This window comes from Frondihabitans sp. Leaf304 (genome assembly GCF_001423105.1).
In the GTDB taxonomy this organism is placed as follows: Bacteria; Actinomycetota; Actinomycetes; order Actinomycetales; family Microbacteriaceae; genus Frondihabitans.
Genome location: NZ_LMNV01000002.1, coordinates 2193583 through 2216285, shown reverse-complemented (window position 1 = coordinate 2216285; position 22703 = coordinate 2193583). Strand labels below are relative to the sequence as shown.

The 22703-nt window shown below is 67.5% G+C and carries 24 protein-coding genes; 8 read left to right on the top strand and 16 right to left on the bottom strand.

Annotated features, from left to right (window positions below):
- Positions 1-35 precede the first annotated feature (35 nt).
- From ASF54_RS16435 to ASF54_RS10060, 4 genes are read right to left on the bottom strand one after another with little or no spacing between them, the layout of a single operon-like run.
- Complete coding sequence (locus ASF54_RS16435) at positions 36-518, bottom strand: hypothetical protein (RefSeq protein WP_157510107.1); 483 nt, start codon at positions 516-518, stop codon at positions 36-38.
- Positions 515-1117 carry a hypothetical protein gene (locus ASF54_RS10070; protein WP_055961579.1) on the bottom strand — a complete coding sequence of 201 codons (603 nt, stop codon included), beginning with the start codon at positions 1115-1117 and terminating at the stop codon, positions 515-517. The genes ASF54_RS16435 and ASF54_RS10070 overlap by 4 nt, the downstream gene beginning before the upstream one ends.
- Positions 1114-2370: a hypothetical protein gene (locus ASF54_RS10065; protein WP_162237121.1), complete on the bottom strand. Its 1257-nt coding sequence runs from the start codon at positions 2368-2370 to the stop codon at positions 1114-1116. The genes ASF54_RS10070 and ASF54_RS10065 overlap by 4 nt, the downstream gene beginning before the upstream one ends.
- A gap of 47 nt (positions 2371-2417) precedes the next feature.
- A complete protein-coding gene (locus ASF54_RS10060; RefSeq protein WP_268760989.1) occupies positions 2418-3143 on the bottom strand; it encodes an ATP-binding cassette domain-containing protein in 726 nt (241 codons plus the stop codon).
- A 227-nt stretch (positions 3144-3370) separates the two neighbouring features.
- On the opposite strand from ASF54_RS10060, the gene ASF54_RS10055 reads away from it, so the two are divergent.
- Entirely contained in the window at positions 3371-6724 is a 3354-nt protein-coding gene (locus tag ASF54_RS10055) for a S8 family peptidase (protein WP_055961571.1), read from the top strand.
- Positions 6725-6760: 36 nt separating this feature from the next.
- On the opposite strand, the gene ASF54_RS10050 is transcribed toward ASF54_RS10055, so the two are convergent.
- The 3 genes from ASF54_RS10050 to ASF54_RS10040 form a co-directional block, all read right to left on the bottom strand.
- Entirely contained in the window at positions 6761-7390 is a 630-nt protein-coding gene (locus ASF54_RS10050) for a nucleotidyltransferase family protein (protein ID WP_055961568.1), read from the bottom strand.
- A gap of 29 nt (positions 7391-7419) precedes the next feature.
- Positions 7420-7704, bottom strand: a complete 285-nt coding sequence (locus ASF54_RS16900) for a hypothetical protein (protein WP_055961564.1) — start codon at positions 7702-7704, stop codon at positions 7420-7422.
- Positions 7705-7908: 204 nt separating this feature from the next.
- Positions 7909-8382 carry a hypothetical protein gene (locus ASF54_RS10040; RefSeq protein WP_055961561.1) on the bottom strand — a complete coding sequence of 158 codons (474 nt, stop codon included), beginning with the start codon at positions 8380-8382 and terminating at the stop codon, positions 7909-7911.
- A gap of 274 nt (positions 8383-8656) precedes the next feature.
- Here ASF54_RS10040 and uraD point away from each other — a divergent pair, with 274 nt between their 5' ends.
- Positions 8657-9175, top strand: a complete 519-nt coding sequence (gene uraD, locus ASF54_RS10035; protein ID WP_162237119.1) for a 2-oxo-4-hydroxy-4-carboxy-5-ureidoimidazoline decarboxylase — start codon at positions 8657-8659, stop codon at positions 9173-9175.
- A complete protein-coding gene (gene uraH, locus ASF54_RS10030; RefSeq protein ID WP_055961555.1) occupies positions 9172-9498 on the top strand; it encodes a hydroxyisourate hydrolase in 327 nt (108 codons plus the stop codon). The genes uraD and uraH overlap by 4 nt, the downstream gene beginning before the upstream one ends.
- Before the next feature lie 151 nt (positions 9499-9649).
- On the opposite strand, the gene ASF54_RS10025 is transcribed toward uraH, so the two are convergent.
- Both ASF54_RS10025 and pucL read right to left on the bottom strand, forming a co-directional pair.
- On the bottom strand, positions 9650-10126 hold the full coding sequence (locus tag ASF54_RS10025) for a nucleoside deaminase (protein ID WP_235480999.1): 477 nt from the start codon (positions 10124-10126) through the stop codon (positions 9650-9652).
- 5 nt (positions 10127-10131) lie between these two features.
- Positions 10132-11025 (bottom strand): factor-independent urate hydroxylase, encoded by an 894-nt coding sequence (gene pucL, locus ASF54_RS10020; RefSeq protein ID WP_055962426.1) that lies wholly within the window; start codon positions 11023-11025, stop codon positions 10132-10134.
- Positions 11026-11160: 135 nt separating this feature from the next.
- On the opposite strand from pucL, the gene ASF54_RS10015 reads away from it, so the two are divergent.
- The gene (locus ASF54_RS10015) at positions 11161-11376 is read left to right on the top strand and encodes a hypothetical protein (RefSeq protein ID WP_055961549.1); all 216 of its coding nucleotides are present in this window, start codon (positions 11161-11163) and stop codon (positions 11374-11376) included.
- 111 nt (positions 11377-11487) lie between these two features.
- Here ASF54_RS10015 and ASF54_RS10010 read toward each other — a convergent pair whose 3' ends face one another.
- Entirely contained in the window at positions 11488-11835 is a 348-nt protein-coding gene (locus ASF54_RS10010; protein ID WP_055961546.1) for an MmcQ/YjbR family DNA-binding protein, read from the bottom strand.
- Positions 11836-11871: 36 nt separating this feature from the next.
- Here ASF54_RS10010 and ASF54_RS10005 point away from each other — a divergent pair, with 36 nt between their 5' ends.
- The gene (locus tag ASF54_RS10005; RefSeq protein ID WP_055962423.1) at positions 11872-12219 is read left to right on the top strand and encodes a LysR family transcriptional regulator; all 348 of its coding nucleotides are present in this window, start codon (positions 11872-11874) and stop codon (positions 12217-12219) included.
- 31 nt (positions 12220-12250) lie between these two features.
- Here ASF54_RS10005 and ASF54_RS10000 read toward each other — a convergent pair whose 3' ends face one another.
- From ASF54_RS10000 to ASF54_RS09990, 3 genes are read right to left on the bottom strand one after another with little or no spacing between them, the layout of a single operon-like run.
- The gene (locus tag ASF54_RS10000; RefSeq protein ID WP_084816088.1) at positions 12251-13984 is read right to left on the bottom strand and encodes a glycosyltransferase family 2 protein; all 1734 of its coding nucleotides are present in this window, start codon (positions 13982-13984) and stop codon (positions 12251-12253) included.
- A 1-nt stretch (position 13985) separates the two neighbouring features.
- On the bottom strand, positions 13986-15182 hold the full coding sequence (locus ASF54_RS09995; protein ID WP_055961544.1) for a hypothetical protein: 1197 nt from the start codon (positions 15180-15182) through the stop codon (positions 13986-13988).
- Entirely contained in the window at positions 15179-15640 is a 462-nt protein-coding gene (locus tag ASF54_RS09990; RefSeq protein ID WP_055961541.1) for a MarR family winged helix-turn-helix transcriptional regulator, read from the bottom strand. The genes ASF54_RS09995 and ASF54_RS09990 overlap by 4 nt, the downstream gene beginning before the upstream one ends.
- Positions 15641-15758: 118 nt before the next feature.
- Between ASF54_RS09990 and ASF54_RS09985 the strand changes: the two genes are divergently transcribed.
- Positions 15759-16757, top strand: a complete 999-nt coding sequence (locus tag ASF54_RS09985; protein ID WP_084816087.1) for an alpha/beta hydrolase — start codon at positions 15759-15761, stop codon at positions 16755-16757.
- An 82-nt stretch (positions 16758-16839) separates the two neighbouring features.
- Positions 16840-18021: a C40 family peptidase gene (locus ASF54_RS16965; RefSeq protein WP_162237118.1), complete on the top strand. Its 1182-nt coding sequence runs from the start codon at positions 16840-16842 to the stop codon at positions 18019-18021.
- Between the two features lie 241 nt (positions 18022-18262).
- On the opposite strand, the gene ASF54_RS09975 is transcribed toward ASF54_RS16965, so the two are convergent.
- From ASF54_RS09975 to ASF54_RS09965, 3 genes are all read right to left on the bottom strand, one after another.
- Entirely contained in the window at positions 18263-20026 is a 1764-nt protein-coding gene (locus tag ASF54_RS09975; protein ID WP_084816085.1) for an MFS transporter, read from the bottom strand.
- A gap of 80 nt (positions 20027-20106) precedes the next feature.
- The gene (locus tag ASF54_RS09970; RefSeq protein WP_055961535.1) at positions 20107-20685 is read right to left on the bottom strand and encodes a PadR family transcriptional regulator; all 579 of its coding nucleotides are present in this window, start codon (positions 20683-20685) and stop codon (positions 20107-20109) included.
- Positions 20686-20780: 95 nt separating this feature from the next.
- A complete protein-coding gene (locus ASF54_RS09965; RefSeq protein WP_055961533.1) occupies positions 20781-21134 on the bottom strand; it encodes an SdpI family protein in 354 nt (117 codons plus the stop codon).
- Between the two features lie 53 nt (positions 21135-21187).
- Between ASF54_RS09965 and ASF54_RS09960 the strand changes: the two genes are divergently transcribed.
- Complete coding sequence (locus tag ASF54_RS09960; protein ID WP_055961530.1) at positions 21188-22702, top strand: cryptochrome/photolyase family protein; 1515 nt, start codon at positions 21188-21190, stop codon at positions 22700-22702.
- The last annotated feature ends 1 nt before the right edge of the window (position 22703 follow it).

Sequence of the window (22703 nt, the reverse complement as noted above, 5' to 3'; positions counted from 1 at the left end):
GTGCCGGTGGGTGGTTTTCCACCCACCGGCCCGCCCTAAGCTCCAGAACCGGCGCAGGAAGTGAGCCGTTTTCTGCTGCTGTTTACCTTCGGCCCGGAGTACTGTGCGAGTTCAGCCTGCGCGTAGTACTGGGCGGTCGTGCTGTTGTCACACCGTTTCGTCGTTCCAGACCAGGTGCGTGCCGTCATCGGCTTTTTCTTCTGGTTGTAGAACGCAAGGGCGTCCGGCAGGGCTGCGTAGTAGTGATAAACACGCACATTCAGGTATTCGGGGATGTTCGCGAAGGAGCATCTCGCGCTTCCGGTCCCGAGGATCCGCCCCTTCGAAGTACCGATCGACGCGCCCGTCGGGGAGCATGTCGCCTTGGGTGTTGCTGTCGCGTGCGCGGGTGTGGCGATCAGCACACCACTCGCAGTGAGCGCGGTGGCAGCGAGGAGAGTGACCGCGGTGAAAACTACTTTCATGAGTTTCCTTTCATTGGGTTGCCCGATTTTCGGGCGCGGGTCGCCGACTGTCATGTCAGCGAGGCCTGGGAAGACGAGCGACGAAGGGTCGCTACGAACACCGCGCACCCACCGGCGAGAATGGCGCCGGTCGTGGTCGTGGTCGCCGGCTGGAGCGTCGGCTGAGCAAGGACGGCCCATGGCCGAAGGCCCCCGGTGGCGGTGACGCCGACCACCATGCACGCGATGACATAGCTGCTGAGGGGGAGCCAGAACCATGAAGAGCCAAGTATCCGAGTGGCCAGGAATGCGATTCCGAGGCACAGCGCGTAATTTCTCGCGAGGACCGCACCGTAGGAGCCATCACGGAACAGCGCTGTTGAGACCCCTATGGTCATGCCCATCGGGATGAGAGTGCCCGCGACGAGGCGGAAGCCGACGAGGGTCGCCGACGATCGCGCGCTCTGCCGGGCCAGGTAGTCGGCGCGCGACCCGGTGCCGTGTGTCGTCACTGCCGCGGCGACAGCGGGGAGAATCAGGCCGAGAGGCAGTGCGTAATTCAGCTGGGGGCCGCTGGGCACGAAAACGGTGCGGGAGAAGACTGCGGCCAGCATGACGACCGAGGTCGCGAGGCTGTGAAACCAGAAGTGGTACGCCGACAAGTGAAGCCTCACGGAATGTCACCGACGCGCAGGGTGCCCGCGCAGAGGCGGTCGAGGTTGTCGTGGAGGAACGCTGATCGAGTCTTGGGTGTCAGGGCTGCGAGTCGGTCACGACCCTTCTCGAGGCTCGGATCGCCGAGAAGGAGGCTTCCGTCACCGGAAGCCCAGGCGAGCACGACGGCGGTGGCATTCGAGTAAGACCGGTCTGGTTGCACCCCAGGCGTGTCCGAGCAGATGCTCGCAGGGCTCGAAGGATCCAGGGCGCCCTGCAGGAGTTCGAGGGAGTCGCGCTGTTGCCATCCGTCGGCCTGATCGTCCATATGAAGCGACACGGCTCCGCGAGATGCTGAGCCCAGAACGCCACGGGGGCGGAGCTCGACTTTTTCGAAAGAGAACGGTGTTCCGGAGACGCGACGCGAGAGCGTGGTGAGGGCCTGTTCGACCGAGTCGCGCACGGGCTCGTAGTCGGCGGTGAGGCACAGGAGAGGCTTTTCGCCCTCGCAGACAAATGGATGTGCCTGGACCAGAACGGTGGGCTGGTCAGTTCTCTGTGCCAGGAGCCCGCCGGTGATGACCGCGACGATCGTCGTCCCGGCGGCCACGACTGGAGGCCATGAGGTGTCTCGGACGACGACGACCAGACACAGCGAACAGCCAAGGAGGAGCAGGGCTGTCAACCACAGTGCTTGGGCAGCGAACAGGCCCACGTTGAGGGCGTAAAAGGGCTCAACGATCTGCTGGAATGTGGGGCTCAGCATCGCTCGGCCCGTGCTTGTGAGCGACCCCTGCAGAAAGACGAAGGCGCAGGCGACATAGACCGCGACGGGCGTCAGCACCACGGTGAGAAAGTAGGGCACTGCGAGCCCGATTAGGATGCCCACCGCCGAGGCCGCCATGACCGCGACGGCGCCGCACAGCGCCCAGATCCAGACGGGCCCACCCGGTGGTACGCCGGCCACGCCGATCGGCAGATGGGTGACGATCCCAATCGCGGCGAACACGAGCACCCCCACCGAGACATTCGCGGCCAGGAGCAGCACGACGGCTCGAACCCCGCCGTCGCGGCTGTGGCGCCACTGCCACCGGAGGTTCGCGGAGCGAATCGCAGTGCCGTCCCAGGCGGCCAATGCCGAGACGAGTGGGATGACGATCGTCAGACTGGAGATCCACGCAGACGTGCGGTTCTGCCAGAGGTACACCCCCGGCCACACCTGGTTTGTTGAGACGAATGAGCCCACCCCCACGATAGCGATCGCGACCACCATCGTCCGCGACGACCTGACAGCAAGCCAAAACGGCGCTGTGCCGTGCCTCATCGACCGAGTGCCCTGCGATACGCGGAGTCAAGGTCACCGTCGGCCACCGCGGCAAAGGCGGCAAATGACGAGATGTGCGTGACGGTGCCGGCCTTCAACGCCACCACATCGGTGCAGACATCTGGCAGATCGTCGATCAGGTGGGTCGACAGGATCACGTTGGATTCATCGCCCAGCGAGGCGATCACTCTGAGCATCTGGGATCGTTCCTCCGGGTCGAGCGCGGCCGTCGGCTCGTCGAGCACGACCAGATCGGGTCGATGAACAATGGCCTGGGCAATACTCAGCCGCTTGGCCTGTCCGCCGGACAGGCGCCCGGAGCGTGACGACGAGAGGTCTTCGAGATTCGTCAGCGCGAGCGCACGGGAGACCGACTCGGGGCGGGATCGGTAGTGAATGCCCTTGAGCCACGCTGCGTATTCCACGGCCTCGCGCACAGAGTGGTTCGACACGAACTGCGGTCGCTGGGGCTGATAGCCGACGGTGGCTCGAATTTCCCGTCGTCCCGATCGGGTCGACAGGTCTGAACCAAAAACCATGATTCGACCCGAGTGGATGCGTCGACCTTCGCCAATGCACGAGAAGAGAGTGCTCTTACCCGCGCCGTTCGGCCCCACCAGGGCCAAGACGCCACCGGTGAACGACAGTGAGAGGTCGTTCAAGACAGGGTGGAACGACCGTCGAACCGAGACTCGATCGAAATCGAAGCAATTGCTAGCCACGGGCACCACCCTGTGTGTCGAGAAGACGGGCAGAAGACTCTGCCGACACGAATAATGCTAGACGTCAAATTTCGAGTATCGAAGGTGACTTCCTGTCATCAAGGTGGCCCCTGCTCGCGGCTAGACAGATCCGTCTGGCAAAACCCGCGTGTTTTGTTGTGAAGTCACTTTGAGTCTGGCAGGCTCACTCCAACTCGACCGTGATTCACCTTCCCCAAAGGAACTACGTGCGCCCATCCCGCCGGTCCGTCGGAACGCTCTGCGTCGTCGCCGCCGCCACCATCGCCCTCGTCTCCACCCCACTCACCGTCGCGTCCGCGGCACCGGCGAATCCCCTCGGTTCCGCCTCGAAGACCGCTGATCTGCTCAAGCTCAGCTCGCCGCTCCGCGAGGCCAAAGGATCCGTCGCCGCCTTCATTCGCGTATCGGGAACCGGCGCACTGAGCGTTGACGCCTCGGCTAAGGGCGGCAAGCTCACCGGACGACCCCAGTCCACCGCCGCGAAGAACCGCGTGAGCGCCATCCGCCAGAACGCGGCGGCCGTCACGAAGGCGCTCGCCGCCCAGGGCCCGAAGGTCACGACGCTCTACACGACCGAGTACACCGTTCCCGGTGTGGCCGTCATCGCCGACGCCGGGTCGCTCGCCACCATCGCCGCCCGCTCCGACGTCGTGAGCATCACGCCGATCGCGCCGAAGAGCATTCCCACCCCCGTCGCGACCAAGGGGGAGGCCTCGCCGCTGAACTCGACGTCCGACGTCTACACCCGCGCCGTCCAGGCCTGGCAGCAGACCGGGCACACCGGCACCGGCGTCAACATCGCGGTCATCGACACCGGCCTCGACTACACGCACGCAGACTTTGGGGGCCCCGGAACGACGGCCGCCTACGACGAGGCTCTCTCTTCGACGGGAGCGCCGGATCCTGCGCTCTTCGACTCGGCGAAGTTCCTCGGCGGCACCGACTTCGCCGGCCCGACGTATGACGCTGACCCGTCGTCGCAGGCCTACGACCCGGTCCCCAACCCCGACGCCAACCCCATCGACGGGCGCGGGGGCGGACACGGATCCCACGTGGCAGGCACCGCGGCCGGCTTCGGCCTCGATTCCGACAAGAAGACCTTCACGGGTGACTACACGAAGCTCACCGAAGACGAGGTCAAGACCATGTCGATCGGCCCGGGCACCGCGCCCGACGCCGGTCTCTACTCGCTCAAGGTGTTCGGCGACGGCGGCGGCTCGACCGACCTCACCGGCGCAGCCCTCGACTGGGTCGGCCAGGCGCTGACCGAGGGCAAAGACATCAACGTGATCAACCTCTCGCTCGGATCCGACTACTCGAACCCGGACGACCCCGACAACGCCAAGATCGACTCCCTCGTCGCTCGCGGTGTGCTGCCCGTGATCGCCAGCGGCAACGCCGGCGACTTCACCGACATCGGTGGCAGCCCGGGAGACGCGGAGAACGCCCTCACCGTCGCGGCGGCCACGACCGGCGCCGCCGTCTTCGACGGTGTCGACGTCACCGCTCCCTCGTCGGTCGCCGGCACAATTCGTGCCCAGTACTCGATCTCGTACACGAAGCCGCTGGCGCTGACCGACGGCGTCGTCACCCTCCCCAGCGCGGCCAACGCCGCCGGCTGTGACCCGTACACGGCCGCCGACGCGGCCAAGGTCAAGGGCAAGGTCGTTCTTCTGAAGTGGACCGACACCGCCCTCGAGTGTGGTTCGGTCAAGCGTTTCGACAACGCCACCGCGGCCGGCGCCATCGGTGTGCTCCTCGGCGGCTCGGTCAACGTGTTCGACGCGGGCATCAGCGGCAACGCCGTCATCCCCGGAGCCGAGATCACCAAGGACGCCTACGCGAAGCTCCTCCCGGCCGTCACCGCCGCCGAGGCCGGGGGCACCCCCGTCACGGTCTCGTTCAAAGACTCGCTGCGGCTCTTCGACCAGGCGATCGACTCGACGCTCACCGACACCCTCGCGACCTTCTCGTCGCGCGGCGTGCACGGCTCCTACTCGAACATCATCAAGCCCGACGTCGCCGCCCCCGGTGTCAACGTCGTCTCGGTGAGGTCCGGCACGGGCACCGACCGCGAGGCCGAGAGCGGCACCTCGATGGCCACCCCCGACACGGCCGGCATCGCCGCGCTGACGTTCGAGGCGCACGATGGCTGGAGCGCACTCCAGGTCAAGCAGGCGGTCATGAACACGGCCACCCACGATCTGAAGAACGCCGCCGGAACCCTGTACTCGACCCTGAGCCAGGGGACGGGCCGTATCGATGCGCTCCAGGCGGTCACCAACCAGGTGACGGTCACCTCGACGCAGAACGCCGGTCTCGTGTCGGCGTCGTTCGGGGTCGTCCCCGTCTCGGCTGCAAAGACCGCGACCCGCACTCTGACGCTGCACAACTCCGGCAACGCCTCGCAGACGTTCACGACGTCGTACAGCAGCCGGATCACACAGCCGGGTGTGAGCTTCACTCTCTCGGCGCCGAAGGTCGTCGTCCCCGCTCGCGGTGACGCCACCGTCACGCTGACGATGAAGATCGACCCGTCGAAGCTGCGCAAGGTGATCGACCCGACGCAGGACGCCACGACGAACGTCAGCGGGGTCGACTTCGTCCGCGAGTTCGTCGCAGCCGCTTCCGGCTACGTGAAGTTCGACTCGGCCGATCGGACCAAGTCGGGCCTTCGCCTGTCGGTGTTCGCCGCTCCCAAGCCGGTCTCGGCCAACGCCGCGACCAGCCCCGTCTTCGCGAAGTCGACGAGCACCCAGGCGACGCTGAAGATCTCGGGTACGACGCTCAACCAGGGAACGGGATCGCAGGCCTACCTGGGGCTCGCCGCCCCGTTCGTGCTGGGGGCGAACAGCGCAAAGCTGACCTTCCCCACGGGAAGCCCGAAGCAGAGCCTCGCCGGCGCTGACATCCTCGCGGTCGGAGCATCGAGCAACGCGCCGAACCTCACCGACAAGAACAAGGGGATCGTGTCGTTCGGTATCAAGACGGCCGGCCCGATCGCGAACCCCGGTCTCGACGGAGCCCCGGAGGTCTTCATCGACACCAACCGCGACGGCACCGACGACTTCGTGTCGTACGTGACGAAATCGGCCTCGGTCGACGCGACGTTCGTGGCCACCGACAACCTGTCCACGAACGAGACGGTCGACCTCCAGCCCTACAACGCGAACTACCTCGATAAAGACGTGAACACGTTCGACAGCTCCGTGGCAGTCCTCCCGGTCTCCCTCGCCGCCCTCGGCTACACGACGAAGTCGAAATCGACCGCGTTCAACTATCACGTCGCGACGTTCTCGAACTACGCGCCGGGCCTTGCCGAGACCGACAGCACCGTGGTCGACAGCACCCACTCCGCCAGCTTCGATGCGCTCAAGCCGTCGCTCTGGTTCTCGCAGAAGAAGGCCGACGACCTCGGCGGAGTTCTGCTGCGCGACCAGTCGCCGGGCATCGCGGTGCACCGCACCAAGGCGAGCACCAAGCAGATCCTGCTGCTCCACCTGCACAACGCGGTGGCCAAGCAGGCGCAGACGGTAACGGTGACCACCAAGAAGAAGTAACGGCGGGCGACTGACGCCGGGCGGGCCCGGGATCCCTCAGGGGGTTCCGGGCCCGTCGCCTTTCTCAGGCCGGTTGTGTATTCCAGGCCGGTCGTCTGCTTGAGGCCGGTCGACGTCTTCGCCGGTGGCGAGGTCGCCGCACTCCACCTCGAGGACGCCGTGACGCGCGAGGTAGGGCCGGGCGCCGCGATCACCGCTGAGCTCGGAAGCGAGGGCTGCCCAGTGGTCGCGGCCGACGAGCACCGGGTGGCCCGGGCGACCGCCGAAGACGGCCTGCCGGAGAACGGCGCGGGCGTTTGCCCCCTCGATGTCGGCCGAAACGCGAAGGCCGACACTCGCGGGCAGCCCGGGGAGGTCGACCAGCGTGATGAGCGAGGCGTCGGCGTCACTCGCCGCGGCGGCCTCGAGCCCCGCCCGCAGGCTGGCGGCCATCCCCGACGCCCAGTCACGAGCGACCACCACGTGCACGCCGGGTGGCACGAGGCCACGCGCCTCATCGGACGAGGATCCGAGGACCACTGTGACCGAGGAGGATCCTGCGCTGGCCAGCATCGCGCAGGCCTCCGCCAGCCATGGTGTGCCGTCGGGGTGGCGCATCAGCGCCTTCGCCCGCCCCATTCGCGTTCCGGCGCCCGCGGCGAGGACGATGCCGTGCAGGGTGGCCATGGCTTCAGTGTTGCAGGCGTCAGAGCGCCTCAGGCGAGGATGACTTGATCGCGGACGATTTCGATGGTCGCGGCGTCGACGCCGACGACGAGATGCAATGGCGGACGGGCGAGGACGAGGCCATACGCGGAACGGACCCTGGCGGATTCTGCACGTGTGAGGCCGTGGCCGATGCGGTCTGCACGGGTGACGAGAGAGGCGAGGATTGAGAGGTCGTTGAGGTGACGATCACCGATCGCGCCTTCACCAATGAGCATCGCAGACGACTTGGCGACGATGGCTCCTTGCAGTGTGGGGCGGAGGACGCGACCCACGACGCCTTTTCGGCTGAGCCCGAATGTCGAGGACGGTGTCGGCGTCTTGTGTGGGTCGTGGTGGGGCGGCCCCTCGCTCCCAGCACAGAGAGTGAACCATTTGGCCGCCGACGAGTGCCCAGTGCTTTGGGTGCGCCTCGTAGACCTGGAACAGCGCGTGCCATGCCTCGGCCTGCGCGCTCGTCATGGCTGGTGCCCGAATAGTCACGCGTCGACCTCGTGGAAGAGCTCGGCGACGCGGGAGCGCTCTCGGACACCCTCATGATGTGCGAGATCGACCAGGAGAAGCCCGAGGGGTAGAGGCGAGGGCGGCTTCTCGTCGGATACGTGCAGGAAAACGTTGGGCTGCTGGGAGGGGCGGAGCAGGTACTCGCGGCGGATCGCGTCGACTTCTGCTTTGGCGACGCGGGCCTCGAGCTGACCTGCGCCGGCGATTTCGGCCCGCGGATCACTGAAGCCGGATTTGACCAGGCGGTCGTCCTCGGAGAGATCGTCGAGGTCGCTGGGGGCGACCTGAAGCCTCAGGGGTGCGCTGTCTGGTACCCACGCACTCAGGATGCGGTCGGGGTGCGGACTGTGAGCGAGCTCGCTCAGGTAGCGGCGAAGCCGGGCGCGTTCAGAGGCGGACAGGCCCTCCGTGGCATCTCCGGAGAGGACGGCGAGGAGGTTAGCCCGCATACGGTCTGCAAGGGGGCGACTCGCTGCCGGTCGGTGGGCGGAGGCCTGGTCGACAAGCCAAAGACGTCCTACCTGTCGTGCTGGGATTGAGCCCTGCTCGATGAGCGCGCGGACACGTCGAGGTGAAATGCCCTCTCGCTTGGCGAAGTCGGCGACACTCTCCTCAGGCATAGACACAAAGGTACCGCCGTCGGTACGGATCTGTATAGATGCAGGACGGGAGTGCTAATCAACCCTGGCGCCCGCGGCGAGGACAATGCCGTGCAGGGTGGCCATGGCTACAGTTGACCACACCATGATCGACGTCTCCGAAGCCGACCTCTCCGCAGCCCTGCACGTCTCCCGCTTCGTTCGTGAGGTCGCGGCAGCATCGCCCTACGACGACTGGCCTGCTCTCCGCGACGCCGCGCACGCGTCGGCCACCCCGCTCAGTCCGACGGAGATCGATGAGGCGATGGAGTCGCACCCGCGCATCGGCGACAAGCCGACCGGGGCCGACGCCGCCGCCGAGTTCAGCCGGCGCGAACAGCAGGCTGTCGACGTCGACGACCAGCACCTGCTGAAAGCCCTCGCCGAGGGCAATGCGACCTACGAGGCGCGCTTCGACCGCGTGTTCCTGATCCGCGCCGCCGGGCGCAGCCGCGCCGAGATTGTCGACGAGCTCGACCGCCGACTCAAACTCGACGACGACACCGAGCTATCGATCGTCGGCCAGGAGCTGCGCGACATCGCCGTCCTCCGTCTCGAATCGGTCTACGCCGACGACGCCGCCTCGACAAAACCCCGCGCATGAGTCACGTCACGACGCACGTGCTCGACTCGTCGGTGGGGCGCCCGGCGGTCGGTGTGGCAGTCGAACTGCAGGATCCTTCGGGCCTGGTTCTCGCGACCGGCACCACGAATGCCGATGGGCGCGTCGCTTCGCTCGGCCCCGACCGGCTCGCGGCCGGCGCGTACCGGCTGGTGTTCGCGACCGGCGCCTACTTCGCGGCTTCGGGTACCCCGACGTTCTACCCGCGAGTCACGCTCGACTTCGATCTCGCCGACGTCGAGGCGCACTATCACGTGCCCCTGCTGCTGAGCCCGTTCGCGTACTCGACGTACCGCGGCAGCTGAGCCGGATTTATGGGTGCGACGCCGCACGTAGCCGCGAATTTGAGAGCGATCCGCACCGCGAGTCACACCCGTTACTGCCGATACGCGTCGGTAAGCAAAAACCACTCGCAAATTGGCCCTTGAAGAGCGTCAAGCGAGCTAGAGCTGGCAGCTAGTAGTCGGTCCGGCCCTCTTTGGCCAGCCAGTCGTCGAACGGAGCCGACGCGTCGTCCGGGCGCACCGAGTCGATCGGCAGATCCCACTCCGACCGGGGAGTGGCGAACAACTCGTAGAACGCGAGATCGTCGAACCCGCCGCGAGCGGCGTCGTACCTGTCGGCCGCGAACACGACGCGGTCGAGCCGGGCCCAGAGCGACGCCGACAAGCACAGCGGGCACGGCTCGCACGACGTGTACAGCGTGGCGCCCGCCAACGAGAAGTCGCCCACGGCCTGACAGGCGGCACGGATCGCGACGACCTCGGCGTGCGCGGTCGGATCGAAGTCGCGAGTCACCCGGTTCTGGCCGGTCGCGATCACCTCGCCGTCACGCACGATGACGGCGCCGAACGGACCGCCACCCTCGGCGACGTTCTGCTGGGCGAGCGCGATGGCCTGAGCGAGGTATCCCGGATCCTGAAGTGTGTTCACTGCGTTCACGCTAGACCAGCGGAGGCGCGCCAGGCGTCGTTCGCCGGCGGAGCGTCATCGCGCAGGAGGGTCGCCTCGATCAGCCCGTAGGCACGATCGGAGGCGAAGAAGACCTCACCGCGGTTCTCGATGCCGAAACGACCGAGGTCGTAGTCGAAGTGGTGCTTGTTCGGTGCCTTCAGTCGCACCTCGGCGATGAACGGGAAGGCCTCCATCACGGCCGTACCCATGTGCCAGAGCGTCTGCTGCAGGGCCAGCGACTGCAGGGTCGCGAACTCCTTGACCATGAGCGCCTTGATCTCGGGGTAGACGGCGTTCCAGTCGACGTCGACAGAGGTGAAGCGCCACTTCGCGTCGAGGGCGGTCGCCATCACGCGGTCGTGGGTCTCGGGCAGAGTGGTGAACTCGTCCGAGAGGAAGCCGGCGAACTCCGACCCCGTGCTCTTGAGCAGCACCAGGTCTTTGAGCCCGCCGATCACGTACTCGCCCGTGGTATCGACCGTGATCGCGGCGGTCCGCACCTCCTGCCCTTTGCGCAGCCAGGTGTGGTCGTGCTCGGTGCCGTCGACGAGCGCTCGCTCCCAGGCGAACTCCTCGATCTCGATGCGAGCGCCCTCGACGGGGTCGGTCTCGTTCACGAAATGGCGTGCGAGTTCGAGACCGTACTGCTCGATCGCCTCGACGCCCTTCGTCTTCGCGAACGCGTACGCCGTGTTCTTCTGCGTGTCGGTGGGCAGCACGTTCGACTGGTCGCCCGAGAGGTACGCCTCGGCGAACGGACCCCGCAGAGCCGTCGTCACATTGAGGTCGTGGATCTCGTGCCGAGCCGTGTCGCGGACGATGCGCACGACGCGCGACTCCGCTTTTCCGTACTGGTTGTCTCCGAGGATGATCGCCATGATGTTGATTCTGTCAACATCGTGTGACAGGGATGTTTCACCGTCGTTCCGGGCGATGACGCGGATCGGACCGGAGTCGACTGCCATATCGCTCAGGATCCCTCGTGGCCGGTTCCGATCCGCTAGCGTCGACGCGTGGCATCGAAAGCACAGCGAGCAGCGCAACGTCGCGAAGAAGAGCGCCTTCTCGAGGAGGAACGCACGATGCGTCGCCGACTCCTCTTCATCGTGCTCGGTGCCGTCGCGACCGTCGCGGTCGTCGTGATCATCTTCGTCAGCACGATTCATGCGAGCGACAACGCTCCGGTGCCGACTGTGTCGCCGAGCCCGTCGTCGAGCGCGACTCCGTAGAGCGCAACTCCGTAGAGCGCAACTCCGTAGAGCTCTGGGCTGGGCGCAGTCCGGGCCTGCGGCCTGCGTCGCTTCCTCAGGATCCGGCGGGTGCGACCGGGCCCAGACGCATCACGCCACCGGCCGCCGCACCCGGGGCAACGTCTGCACCACGAGCCGGTACGACTCGGCGATCAGATCCGCCACGAGGTCGTCGGGCAGGGCGCCGTCGAGGTCGACCGTGATCCAGTGCCGCTTGTTCATGTGGTAGCCCGGCGTGATCTCGTCGTGGTCGCGCACCAGCACGAGGGCGTCCTCCGGATCGACCTTCAGCGTGATCGACCCGCGATCGCCCACGAGCGGCGAGAGGGCGAAGACCTTGCCGCGCACCTTGTAGACCGCCGTCTCGAAACCGAACGGGTGCGTCAGCTCCGCCGACGGCAGATTGGCGCAGAGGTCGTATGCCGCCTGGTCGTCCATGCGTCGATCCTGCCGCACCGACGGTAAGTTGTGCAGGTGAAGATCAGCCAGCTGCGCCATTTCGTCGTCGCGGCCGAGGAGCTGCACTTTCCCCGAGCGGCTCAGCGGCTCGACATCTCGCGCCAGAAACTCAACTCGTCGCTCGCCGCCATCGAGGCCGAATACGGCAAGACGCTCTTCGACCGCACCGACCCCGAACCGCGACTGACGCGGGCCGGTCAGGCGGCGCTCGCCGACGCCTACGCGGAGCTCGCCAAGCCCTCGACCCCGCCTCCGCCCGAGCCGAAGCCGGCAGGCGGCAAAGCGAAGGCCTCGAAGGGTGTCGGACGCGGCAAGGTGCTCAAGGGCGAACCCAAGCCCTTCAAGAAGCGTCAAGGACGCTGACGCGGATCCTGAGTTCTCGACGAGACGAACGCTACGACGTCTGCTGCGTCAGACCGTGCTCGGTTTTCTCCCAGTAGTGCGGGCGGGTCAGCAGCTGCCAGAGCCCCTTGTACGCGGCGAGCGAGTGCAGGATCCAGTACACCGGGTTCAAAAGTGACCACAGGATCAGGTTGAACGTTCCGCGTTTGAAGGGCCCCATCATCGACAGGTACACCATGATCCCGTTGCCGATGAGGAAGTTGAACAGGCAGATCCAGAGCACCCAGACCGGGAACACCGACGAGATGACCGTGCTCGGGATCGCCAGCGAGGCCGCGGTCAGCAGATAGAACGGGATCACTCCGAGGAAGGTCGCCGGGGTTCCTCCGATCAGGAGGGCGAAGGCGAGGAACCGGACGATGCCGACCTCGCGGATGAGAGCGACGGGTCGCCTCGCGTGCACGAGCGTGGTCTGCATGTAGCCCTTGATCCACCTCGATCGCTGGCGGATGAAGTTCGGAATGGAGGTGTTCGCCTCCTCCATCGTCGTGGAGTTGATCACGCCGACGCGGTAGCCGATGGCGGAGGCACGGATGCCGAGGTCGGCGTCTTCGGTCACGTTGTAGGGATCCCAGCCGCCGAGCTCGATGAGCGCCTCGGTGCGGAAGTGGTTCGAGGTGCCGCCGAGGGGGATCGGGAGGTTCGAGCGGTCGAGGCCCGCGAGCATGTAGTCGAACCAGTACGAGTACTCGAGCGTGAACATGCGAGTGAGGGCGTTCTCGGTGGCGTTGAAGTAGTTGAGCGCCGCCTGCACGCACACGGTGTCGTCGCCGCCACGGTCGAACGCGATCAGGGCCTTCTTGAGCTGATCGGGATCGGGGGTGTCTTCGGCGTCGTAGATCACGAGGTAGCTGCCCGAGGCGAGGAAGAGGCCCACGTTGCAGGCGCGGGGCTTCGTCTGCGGGTGCCCCTTCGGCACGGTGACGATGTGGAAGTGCGCTGGCGGCTCGGCCTTCTCGATGGCCTGGCGCGTTTCGAGGTCTTCCTCCTCGATCAGGATGAGTACCTCGAGCCTGTGCACCGGATAGTCGAGTCCGCCGAGGTTGTCGATCAGCTGCGCGACGATGTTCGCCTCGTGGAACACGGGCACCAAGACCGTGTAGACCGGCAGGTCGTCGTCCGAGAGCTCGGCGACCTCGGTGTCGGTGATGCGCTCCACGACGTCGAACCGCGCGCCCTGCAGAGACACGAAGAATTTGAACGCGGTGCCGGCGAGGAACACCAGGCTCACCGTCGCGAGCACGCCGATCGCCGTCTCGCGCGGCCACAGCAGGGCCAGCACGACCAGCGCGATGCCGAAGACGAGGCCCGAGATCTTCTGGCTTCTCGAGAACACGATCCGGCCCGAGAGCTCGGGGTTGCGGTGGAACAGGGCGTTCGCGGCGTCATCGGCGACCTTGTCGCCGAAGACCTTGAGGGCGATGCTCTTGAGCTCCCACGGCCCCACGCGCGTGAAGACGACCGGCTCGTCGAACTCCTCGCTGAGGGCGTCGGCGAGGGCGGCGTCGTTGAACCGCTCGGTGGAGGCGATCAGGAGGGTGCCGTCGGCAAGCCGGCGCAGGGGCAGCCAGTCTTCGGTGATGTAGCGCTGCCCGGATCCTCGTCGAACCAGGTCGAGGTCGATCGAGTGGGCCCAGGCCGGATCGAGCGACAGGGGGCGGCCGGCGCGGTGCCGACCGGCGCCCGGCTCAGAGACCAGGGGGGTCGAGGTCGTCGTGGCGTCCATGTCAGTTCCATCCGAGCGTGTGCGTGAGGGAGCCCATCCAGTCGAGCACGACCGGACGGTTGTAGGCGGCCGCCCAGGCGATGATGATCTGCGCCCCCGCGACGATGGTGATCAGGGTCGTCGCCCGCCTCGTGGTGGCGGCGGGCAGGATTGCGATGCCCATCATGGTCATGATTAGAAACGTGTTGCCGGCCGCGTTCAGCGGGATGAGGTCGAACACGTAGCCGAAGATCAGCGCGACGAAGAGGAACGTCGAGATGAGGATCGCGCCGGGCCGTCGGACGAGCAGCGCCAGGGCCCAGCCGGACAGCATCGGAGCGAGGATCAGAAAGCCGTTCAGGGTTGTGACGAGTTGCGGGAAGAGCGCCCAGCGAGTCGGGTCGTAGGTGAACTGGGTCGTCAGCACGGCGAAGGGCCGGTGGAGGAACACCAGCTGGAGGAAGAACACCGTCACGAAGGTCGACAGGGTGGGGAAGAGGATCACGAGGATGTTCGAGGCGCGCGCTCCGCGCTGACCTCTCCGTGCGAGCGTCAGCAGGGGCGCGGTGACACCGGCGACGGCGATGAAGACGAGGCCGCTGGTGCTGCTCAGGGCACTCACCATGAAGAGGAGCCCGGCCCGGAAGCCCGCCTGGGTGTTGCGGTTCACGATGAAGCGGAACATGTTGATCGCACCCACCCCAAAGAACGCGATGCCGAGGAAAGCCTCGAAGTTCGTGGTGACCGTGTAAGCGAAGAGGGGATTGACCGCGAGGGCGATGAAGAACGCGGTCGCCTTGATCCGGGGGAACCGGCGCTGGTGCATGACTTCGATCATCTGCTGCAGGAACGGCCCTGCCACTACGGCGCCGGCGATACCGAGACCGAGCGTTCCGCCGGGGATGAGCGAGGCCAATACCGTGCCGATCGGCGGGTAGAGGCTGCCGACCCACGACACATCGGCGCGGGTCCAGTCGATCTGCTCGACCCGGGCCAGGAGATCCTGGTTGACGGTCGTGCCCGACGTGAGTCCGCTGGAGAAATGCTCGATCAGCGCGATGACGACGAAGGGCGCGGCCAGCGCGAGTCGCAGCAGCCAGCGGTTCGAGGCTTTGCGGGGGAAGGCGTCGAGGCGGACGCGGGGCTGGCGGGGCGCGACGCGCGGAAGGGCGGTCGACTCTCTGTGTGCGGGGGCCGCGCCGGTCGGCAGGACGGTCATCGCGTCGCCTCGACCGGTATGGCTGCGCTCAGGTCGTCGAACACCCGCGTCAGCCGGCCGACGTCGTCGCGATCGACCACGGTGCTGAACAGCAGGCGGTAGCGCTTCCAGATGTCGGCGACGACTTCTCCGCCGTCCGACGTCAGCGAGACGAGCAGGCTGCGCCGATCAGTGGGGTTCGGTCGTCGCGCGAGGTAGCCGGCCTTCTCGAGGCGGTCGGCGAGGAACGTGATCGTGCTGGGGATCTGACAGAGGAGCTGCCCGAGCCGGGTCAGAGTCATCTCGCCGTGAACGCGCAGAGTCAGCAGGGCTCGAAGCTCGACGGCGCCGACGCCGTGCTCGACGATCAGCTGCGAGGTCATCCGCTCGTTCTGACCCTGAAACCGCTGAAACGCGCCCAACAGGTGGTGCACGCTCGTCTCGTCGGGAGCCTCGGCTGCGCTCTGGGTGGTGATCACGTCTACTCCCGGTGGATCTCCGGTCTGAAGTTCAGAGGCCGGATAGTCCAAGGGTAAAAATTCTCACCGTCCGTGCCAAGCCCCCAAGGGAGGGGTGTACAAGGGTCAGACTGGAACGATGCGCACCCCCACCGCCCTCCTCGGTCTGGCCGCCCTCACCGCAAGCGCCGTCGTCACGAGCGAGCTGATCACGCCCCGCCCGGCGGTGGCCGCGATCCGGTGGCTGTTCGACCGCGGCACCCGATCATGCGTGCGCGAGATGGAGCAGTACTCGACCGCGGGCCCGGTGGCGGGGCGCCCCGGTATTCGCTACGGCAGGATCCGGGACGACCTCCGCTACGACCTCTACCGCCCTCTCGGCGAGGTGCGCCCCCGCCCGACCATCGTGTGGATCCACGGCGGCGCCTGGGTCTCGGGGTCGCGGGCCGACGTTCGCCCCTACTTGCGCGACCTGGCCTTCGAGGGCTACACGACGGTGGCGGTCGACTACACGGTCGGCCCCGACGCTCGCTACCCCACGCCGCTCCGCCAGATCGACGACGCCCTCCGGCATCTGCTCTCGAACGCCGCCGAACTCGGCGTCGATCCCGGCCGGATCGTGCTCGCCGGTGACTCGGCCGGTGCGCAGCTCGCCAGCCAGCTCGCCGCCGCCGTGACGAACCCCGCCTACGCCGCACGGATCGGCTTCGAACCGAGCCTCCGCCCCGAGCAGCTCGCAGCGACGATCCTGCACTGCGGCATCTACGACTTCGAGGCCGTGGCCGAACTGCGGGGCATCATGGCGTGGGGGTTCCACAAGGCACTGTGGGCCTACACCGGCACCCGACGATGGACACGCTCGCCGAAGGCGGCGGGCCTCTCGACGCTCCCCGCTCTCACCTCCGCCTTTCCGCCCTCGTTCGTGTCGGGCGGCGACGCGGATCCCCTCACCAGGATCCAGTCGATCCCGTTCGCCGATCGCCTCACCGAGCTGGGAGTGCCGGTCGCTCGGCTCCTCTGGCAGGACGGGCGCCGACCCGGTCTGCCGCACGAGTACCAGTTCCACGCGCACCTGCCCGAGGCCCGCGAAGCCTACGAGGCGACCGTGAAGTTTCTGAGCACGACCCTCAACCCCTAGTTGAACCGGATATCGCGAGAAGACCGCGACCCTAGGAATGGAGGTTGATCCGGCCCCAAAATCCCCCCTAGGGTGGATGCCGATGACAACGACAGACCTCGCCTCCGTTGAGCCGCTAACCCGCCGCTCCGGTCGTCGAGCGGCTCCTGTCGTCTCCCAGAGCAACGACCTTCCCCGAGTTGCCGGTGCGTCCGAGGTCGTCGGCGCCTCCGGGCCGGTGCTCGACACGGTCATCAGCCCGCGCCGCGCCGCGCGAGCGGCTCGCGAGGCCGCTGCCGCCGCCGAGCTCTCATCCGGTGCTGCCGCGTCGGGTGCCCCCGCGGCTGTGCCCACCTCGCCAGTTGTTGCGCCCATGCCCACCCGGGTTGCGACCGCGGCACCCGTCGTCGAGTCGCCGGCCGCGTCGGATCCTGCGCTTTCTGCCCCGACCTCGTCGGCCACCGGCTCGTTCGGCGGGCTCGCGGCGAGCATCCCCGGGCACGTGCACGGGCGTCGGCAGACGTTCGTCTCGGCTCCTGCCGCTCCCCGCCGCCGCACCGCCCCGCAGACCGCTGCGGTGCGCCCGGCCGAAGTCGCTCGCACCCGTCGCGGCAGTGTCGCCACGACCGCTCGACGCGTCGGTCTGCTCACGATCGTCTGCGGCATCGTCGCGACCAGCATCATCCCGGCGCTCGACGCCACGCAGAGCCAGGCATTCGCCGCAGGCACGGGTACGGGCGCCGCTTCGGTCGCCTCGGGTAGTCAGCAGTACGCGGTCTCGAGCAGCGTGACCACCACAGTCGGAGCCCGCGACGGCTACGGCGCCACCTCGGTCGTCGACTACGAGAAGACCGCGATCTCGGCCCGCGAAGCCCTGGGGGTCACCGACTACACCGGGCCCTCCGCCGCCGACTACCTGGCCAAGCCGCTCTACGATCACCTCGATCGCGCCGAGGTCTTCCAGGTCGCCCTGCAGTACCTCGGCACCCCCTACGTGCACGGCGGCGGCGACCCCTCCGCCTTCGACTGCTCCGGCCTCATCATGTTCGTCTACGCGCAGTTCGGCATCGATCTGCCGCACTACGTGCCCACGCAAGACGCAATGGGCACGACGATCTCGCAGAGCGAGGCCGTTCCCGGCGATCTGGTCGTCTTCGACAACGAAGAGCACGACGGCATCTACGCGGGCAACGGCATGATCCTCGACGCGCCGAAGCCCGGCGGCTTCGTGACCGTCCGTCCCATCTGGGATCAAGCGCACCACTTCGTGCGCATCGCCGGCTAGGTCCGTTCAGAACCCTGGCAAAATCGGCCGATTCTGGCGCCTGAGCGGGTAGAAACGTCGCTTTTGCCAGCGTTCTGAACACGTTCGGGCCCTCAGCCGACGAATTCGGCTTTTATTGGCCTGTCTCGCGCGTGGTCTGACCTGTTTTGTCGGCTGACGGTCCGGCCTAGCGCTACGAGAGTGCAGAAAACGGCCCCCGAGCAAGACTCGGGGGCCGTTTTGTGCACTTTCGCCGGGCGGGTTAGGGCTTCGGCTCGGCGTCGGGCTCGACATCGGCCGCATGCGAGCCGTGCGTCGTCGCGGGCGCCGCGGCGTGGGCCCCGTGCCCGGCGTGGATGGGCTCGGCCGGGTGCTCGGGATCGGCCGCGTGGGCGCCGTGCGCGCCAGCACTGCCGTGCGCGTCAGCACTGCCGGCGTTGCCAGCCACGTCAGCACCCGGCTTGTCGCCTGCACTGGCACTGGCACTGGCACTGGCACCTGCACCTGCACCAGGACCGGCCCCGGGCTTCCCGCCGGCCGGCGCTCCGCCGAACCCGACGCGCTTCGGCAGCGCGAACACCAGCACGAAGGCGGCCACGGCGAAGATCGCGCTGACCATCATCGCGTGCGCCGACGCGGTGGTGAACCCGGCCGCGAACTCGGCACCGGCGTTGGGGCCCGGCTTCGGGGTGACGATGCCACCGAACAGCACCGAGCCGATGATGGCGATGCCGACGGCGGAGCCGATGCGTTGGATGGCTGCGATCACGGCCGAGCCGGATCCTGCGTCTTTGCGGTCCACCGTCGCGACGATGAACTGGGCGTTCGGCGCGATGAAGAGCCCGTTGCCGATACCGGCGATGGCGAGCGGCGCGAGGAGCATCCAGTGCGAGAGGTCGGTGCCGGTGACGTTCAGCAGCAGAAGCCAGATCCAGATGAGGCCGATCGCGACGAGGGCCGTTCCTACGATGAGGACGGTGCGACCGAGGCGCTGCGAGAGACGGTTGCTCTGCGAGGATCCGAGAATCGACCCGACCGCGAAGGGGATCGTGACGGCGCCGGACTCGAGCGCCGAGTGCTGGAGGCCGGTCTGCCAGAGCAGCGAGATCGTGAAGAAGATGCTGGTGAAGGCCGCGAAGTAGACCAGCGCGAGGATCAGCCCGCCGGTGAACTGGGGGTGCTTGAACAGCGACGGCGGCACGAGAGGCGAGCCGTCGCGGCGGGCGACCCGGACCTCCCAGAGGCCGAACAGGGCGAGGAGTACGACGCCGCCGGCGAGGGTGAGGTAGGTCCAGAGCGGCCAGCCGGCGTCCTGGCCCTGGATGAGCGGCACGAGGAGGGCGACGAGGGCGGCCGAGACGAGGATCACGCCGAACCAGTCGAGGCCGGCCGGAGGGCGCGGGGCGCTCTTGTCGCGCTTCGGCAGCCAGATCGCCGCGAAGATCAGGGTCGCTGCGCCGATGGGCAAGTTGACGTAGAAGACGGTCCGCCAGCCATCGGTGTCGCCGAACGCCTGGATCAGCAGACCTCCGACGATGGGGCCGAGCGCCGACGAGACGCCGATGACGCTGCCCATGATCGCGAAGGCCTTACCGCGGGACTGCGGCGGAAAGAGGATCTGGATGAACGCGGTCACGGCCGGAACGTAGATGCCGCCGGCGAGCCCCTGGATCACGCGGAAGACGACGAGCTGCTCGTCGGTCTGCGCAATTCCACACGCGAACGACGCGACGGTGAACAGGGCGATGCCGGTGAAGAACACCCACTTGTGGCCGATGCGATCGCCGATACGGCCGGCCGGGATCAGCGCGAGACCGAACGCGAGCGCATAGCCCGAGATGATCCACGAGATCGTCGACTCTGAGGCGTCGAGCGAGGTGCGGATGGTGGGGAGCGCGACGTTGACGATGGTCGTGTCGAGCAGGGCGATGAACATGCCCATGAGGAGGACGACGAGGGATCGCCACGCCGTCTTCGAAATGGGCGGTGCGCTGGGCTTGGAGGCCGCTGCGGTCGCGGTGGTCATGATCGGGCCTTTCGTGCCGCAGTCCGGTAGGGGCCTGAGCGGCCGGTACTGGTGCGGGGGTTGCGGGGTGTGGGGAGGGGTTAAGAGGTGGCGCGGTCGGGCTCGACCCGCGCGCGTTCGTCGTCGACGATTGCCGGAAGATGCTTCTGCAGTTTGTGGAGCCAGTCGATCTCCGAGCGGAGCCGGTGCTCACCGTGGGCGATCACGAACTCCTCGCCGACCGTGAGCCACTGTCGGGCCCGCTCGTTGTTCGCGACGGTCTCGTCGAGCAGGCGCTCGTACGCGTCGACGCGCTCCTGGATCGTACGCGGCAGTTCGTCGAGGCGCTCACGGTCGAGGCGGGCGAGTGCCAGGTCGAACGGGTCGGGCTTCGGCGAGACCTCGAGAAGGGTCGACCGGTGCAACGTGGCGAGGACGTCACGGCCCCGGTCGGTGATGGCGTAGACCTGGCGCTCAGGGAAGTTGCCTTCGCGCTCGGTCCGCACCTCGGTCAGCAGCTCGTCGGCCGCCAGCCGCTTGAGGGCGCCGTAGAGTGCCCCGACGCTGATGTCGGTCCACAGCGCGATGCGCTCCTGCTCGGCCTGCAGGCGGAGCTGGTGCCCGTGCATCTCTCCGTAGCGCGCGAACGCGTCGAGGATGAACAGGCGGATGGAGGACACGCGACTACTCTCGCGTGACTAGTGGTTCTTGTCAAGCCGCGTGAAACCCCAAAATTGACGGTCGCAGCTGACTGAAACCCGTCGAATTCGAGGTCTCACGCCTCGTCGACGTGCTCGGCGGCGACCGTGTCGAGCGCCGCACGGTTGCCGCGGATCACACCCCACGCCGCGAACACCAGGAAGAGCACGATCACCGCGACGACGAAGAGCTCGGGCGTCGCGGGCCGCAGCAACAGCACGACGCCGCCCGCGGCCATGATGACGCCGCCGATGGTCACCGGCAGCAGCGCGGCGTGGTGCCCGGCCTGCCAGGCGCTCTCCGACGCCATGAAGTAGCGGTAGCGGATGCCGGCGATGCTGTTGATCGGGAGGAGCCCGCCGGTGGCGGCAACGGTCACGCCGACGATCAGGAGGGCGGCGACGAAGAGGACGATGGCGGCGACGATCACCCGCCAAGCCTAGAGCCGGTACGAGACGACGGCGGGCGGGTACCGTCCACCGCATGCCCGAGCACGACGCGCCTCCGGAGGCCCCCACCCGCTGGCTCTTCACAGGCCAACTCGGCTCGCTGTTCGACGACGGCGGCCGGATCCTTCTGATCGAAGCGAAGTCGCTGATCTCGGGCCGTCCGATCCACCGGGCTAAGGCGCACCTGCTGCTCTCCGCGATGCGGCACCGCGCCCGCGAGCTCGGCGATCGCTGCGCGTACCACCGCGTCGACAGCTACGACGAGGCGTTGGCCGCGCGCACCGAGGCGGGCTTCGACAACGCCGACCTCGAGGTGATCGACCCGACCTCGTACGCGGCGAGGCGCTTCGTGCGGAACGTGGGGTGCAGGATCCTGGTCTCCCGCGGCTTCGTCACCGACGAGAGCGTCTTCCGAGAGTGGGCGGATGCACGCAAGCCGGGTTCGAGGATCCTGCTGGAGGATTTCTACCGGACCGTGCGGGAGCGCACCGGGCTGTTGATGGAGGGCGACCAGCCCGTCGGCGGGCAGTGGAACTACGACCACGACAACCGAGCCGCTCCGCCGAAGAACGCCGTCACGCTGGGTCTGCCCGATCCGTGGTGGCCGACCGAAGACGACATCGACGACGAGGTGCGCAGCGACCTCGACCGCTGGCAGGCCGAGGGGAGCGTGACACTGGTCGGGGCCGACGGACCGCGCCGGTTCGCGGTCACCGAGGCGGAGGCGACCCTCGCGCTCGATGACTTCGTCGAGTCGCGGCTCGGCGACTTCGGGCCGTTCGAAGACGCCACGCTGACCGGCGACTGGACGATGGCGCACTCGCTGCTGAGTGCGCCGCTCAACCTGGGGTTGCTCGATCCGCGAGCCGTCGTCGAGCGGGTCGCAGCCGAGCACGCGAACGGCAATGCCCCGCTCGCGAGCGTCGAGGGGTTTGTGCGGCAGGTCGCCGGTTGGCGCGACTACGTGTGGCACCTCTACTGGTATCTCGGTGAGGGCTACACCGCCGGCAACAACGCGCTGGAGGCACACGAGCCGCTGCCGGAGGCGTTCACCACGCTCACCCCGGATGCGATCGAGGCGAACTGTCTGCACCACGCCATCGACGGGGTGCGGGAGCACGGCTGGGCGCATCACATCCAGCGGCTGATGGTGCTCGGCAACTGGGCCCTGCAGCGCGGCTACGACCCGAAGGCGCTCAACGACTGGTTCGTCGACATGTTCGTCGACGGCACGCCCTGGGTGATGCCGGCCAACGTCGTGGGCATGTCTCAGCACGCCGACGGCGGCATCGTCGCGACGAAGCCGTATGCCTCGGGTGGCGCGTACATCAACCGGATGACGGACTACTGCGGCGGCTGTCGGTTCTCGCCGAAGAAGCGGCTGGGCGAGGATGCGTGCCCGTTCACGGCCGGGTATTGGGCGTTCCTCGACCGGAACCAGGCGCGGTTGGCGACGAACCATCGCATGGCTCAGCCGTTGGCCGGGCTGCGGGGGCTCGCCGACCGCGAGGCCGTCGTGGCGCAGGAGCGGGAGCGGCCGCCGCTCTAGG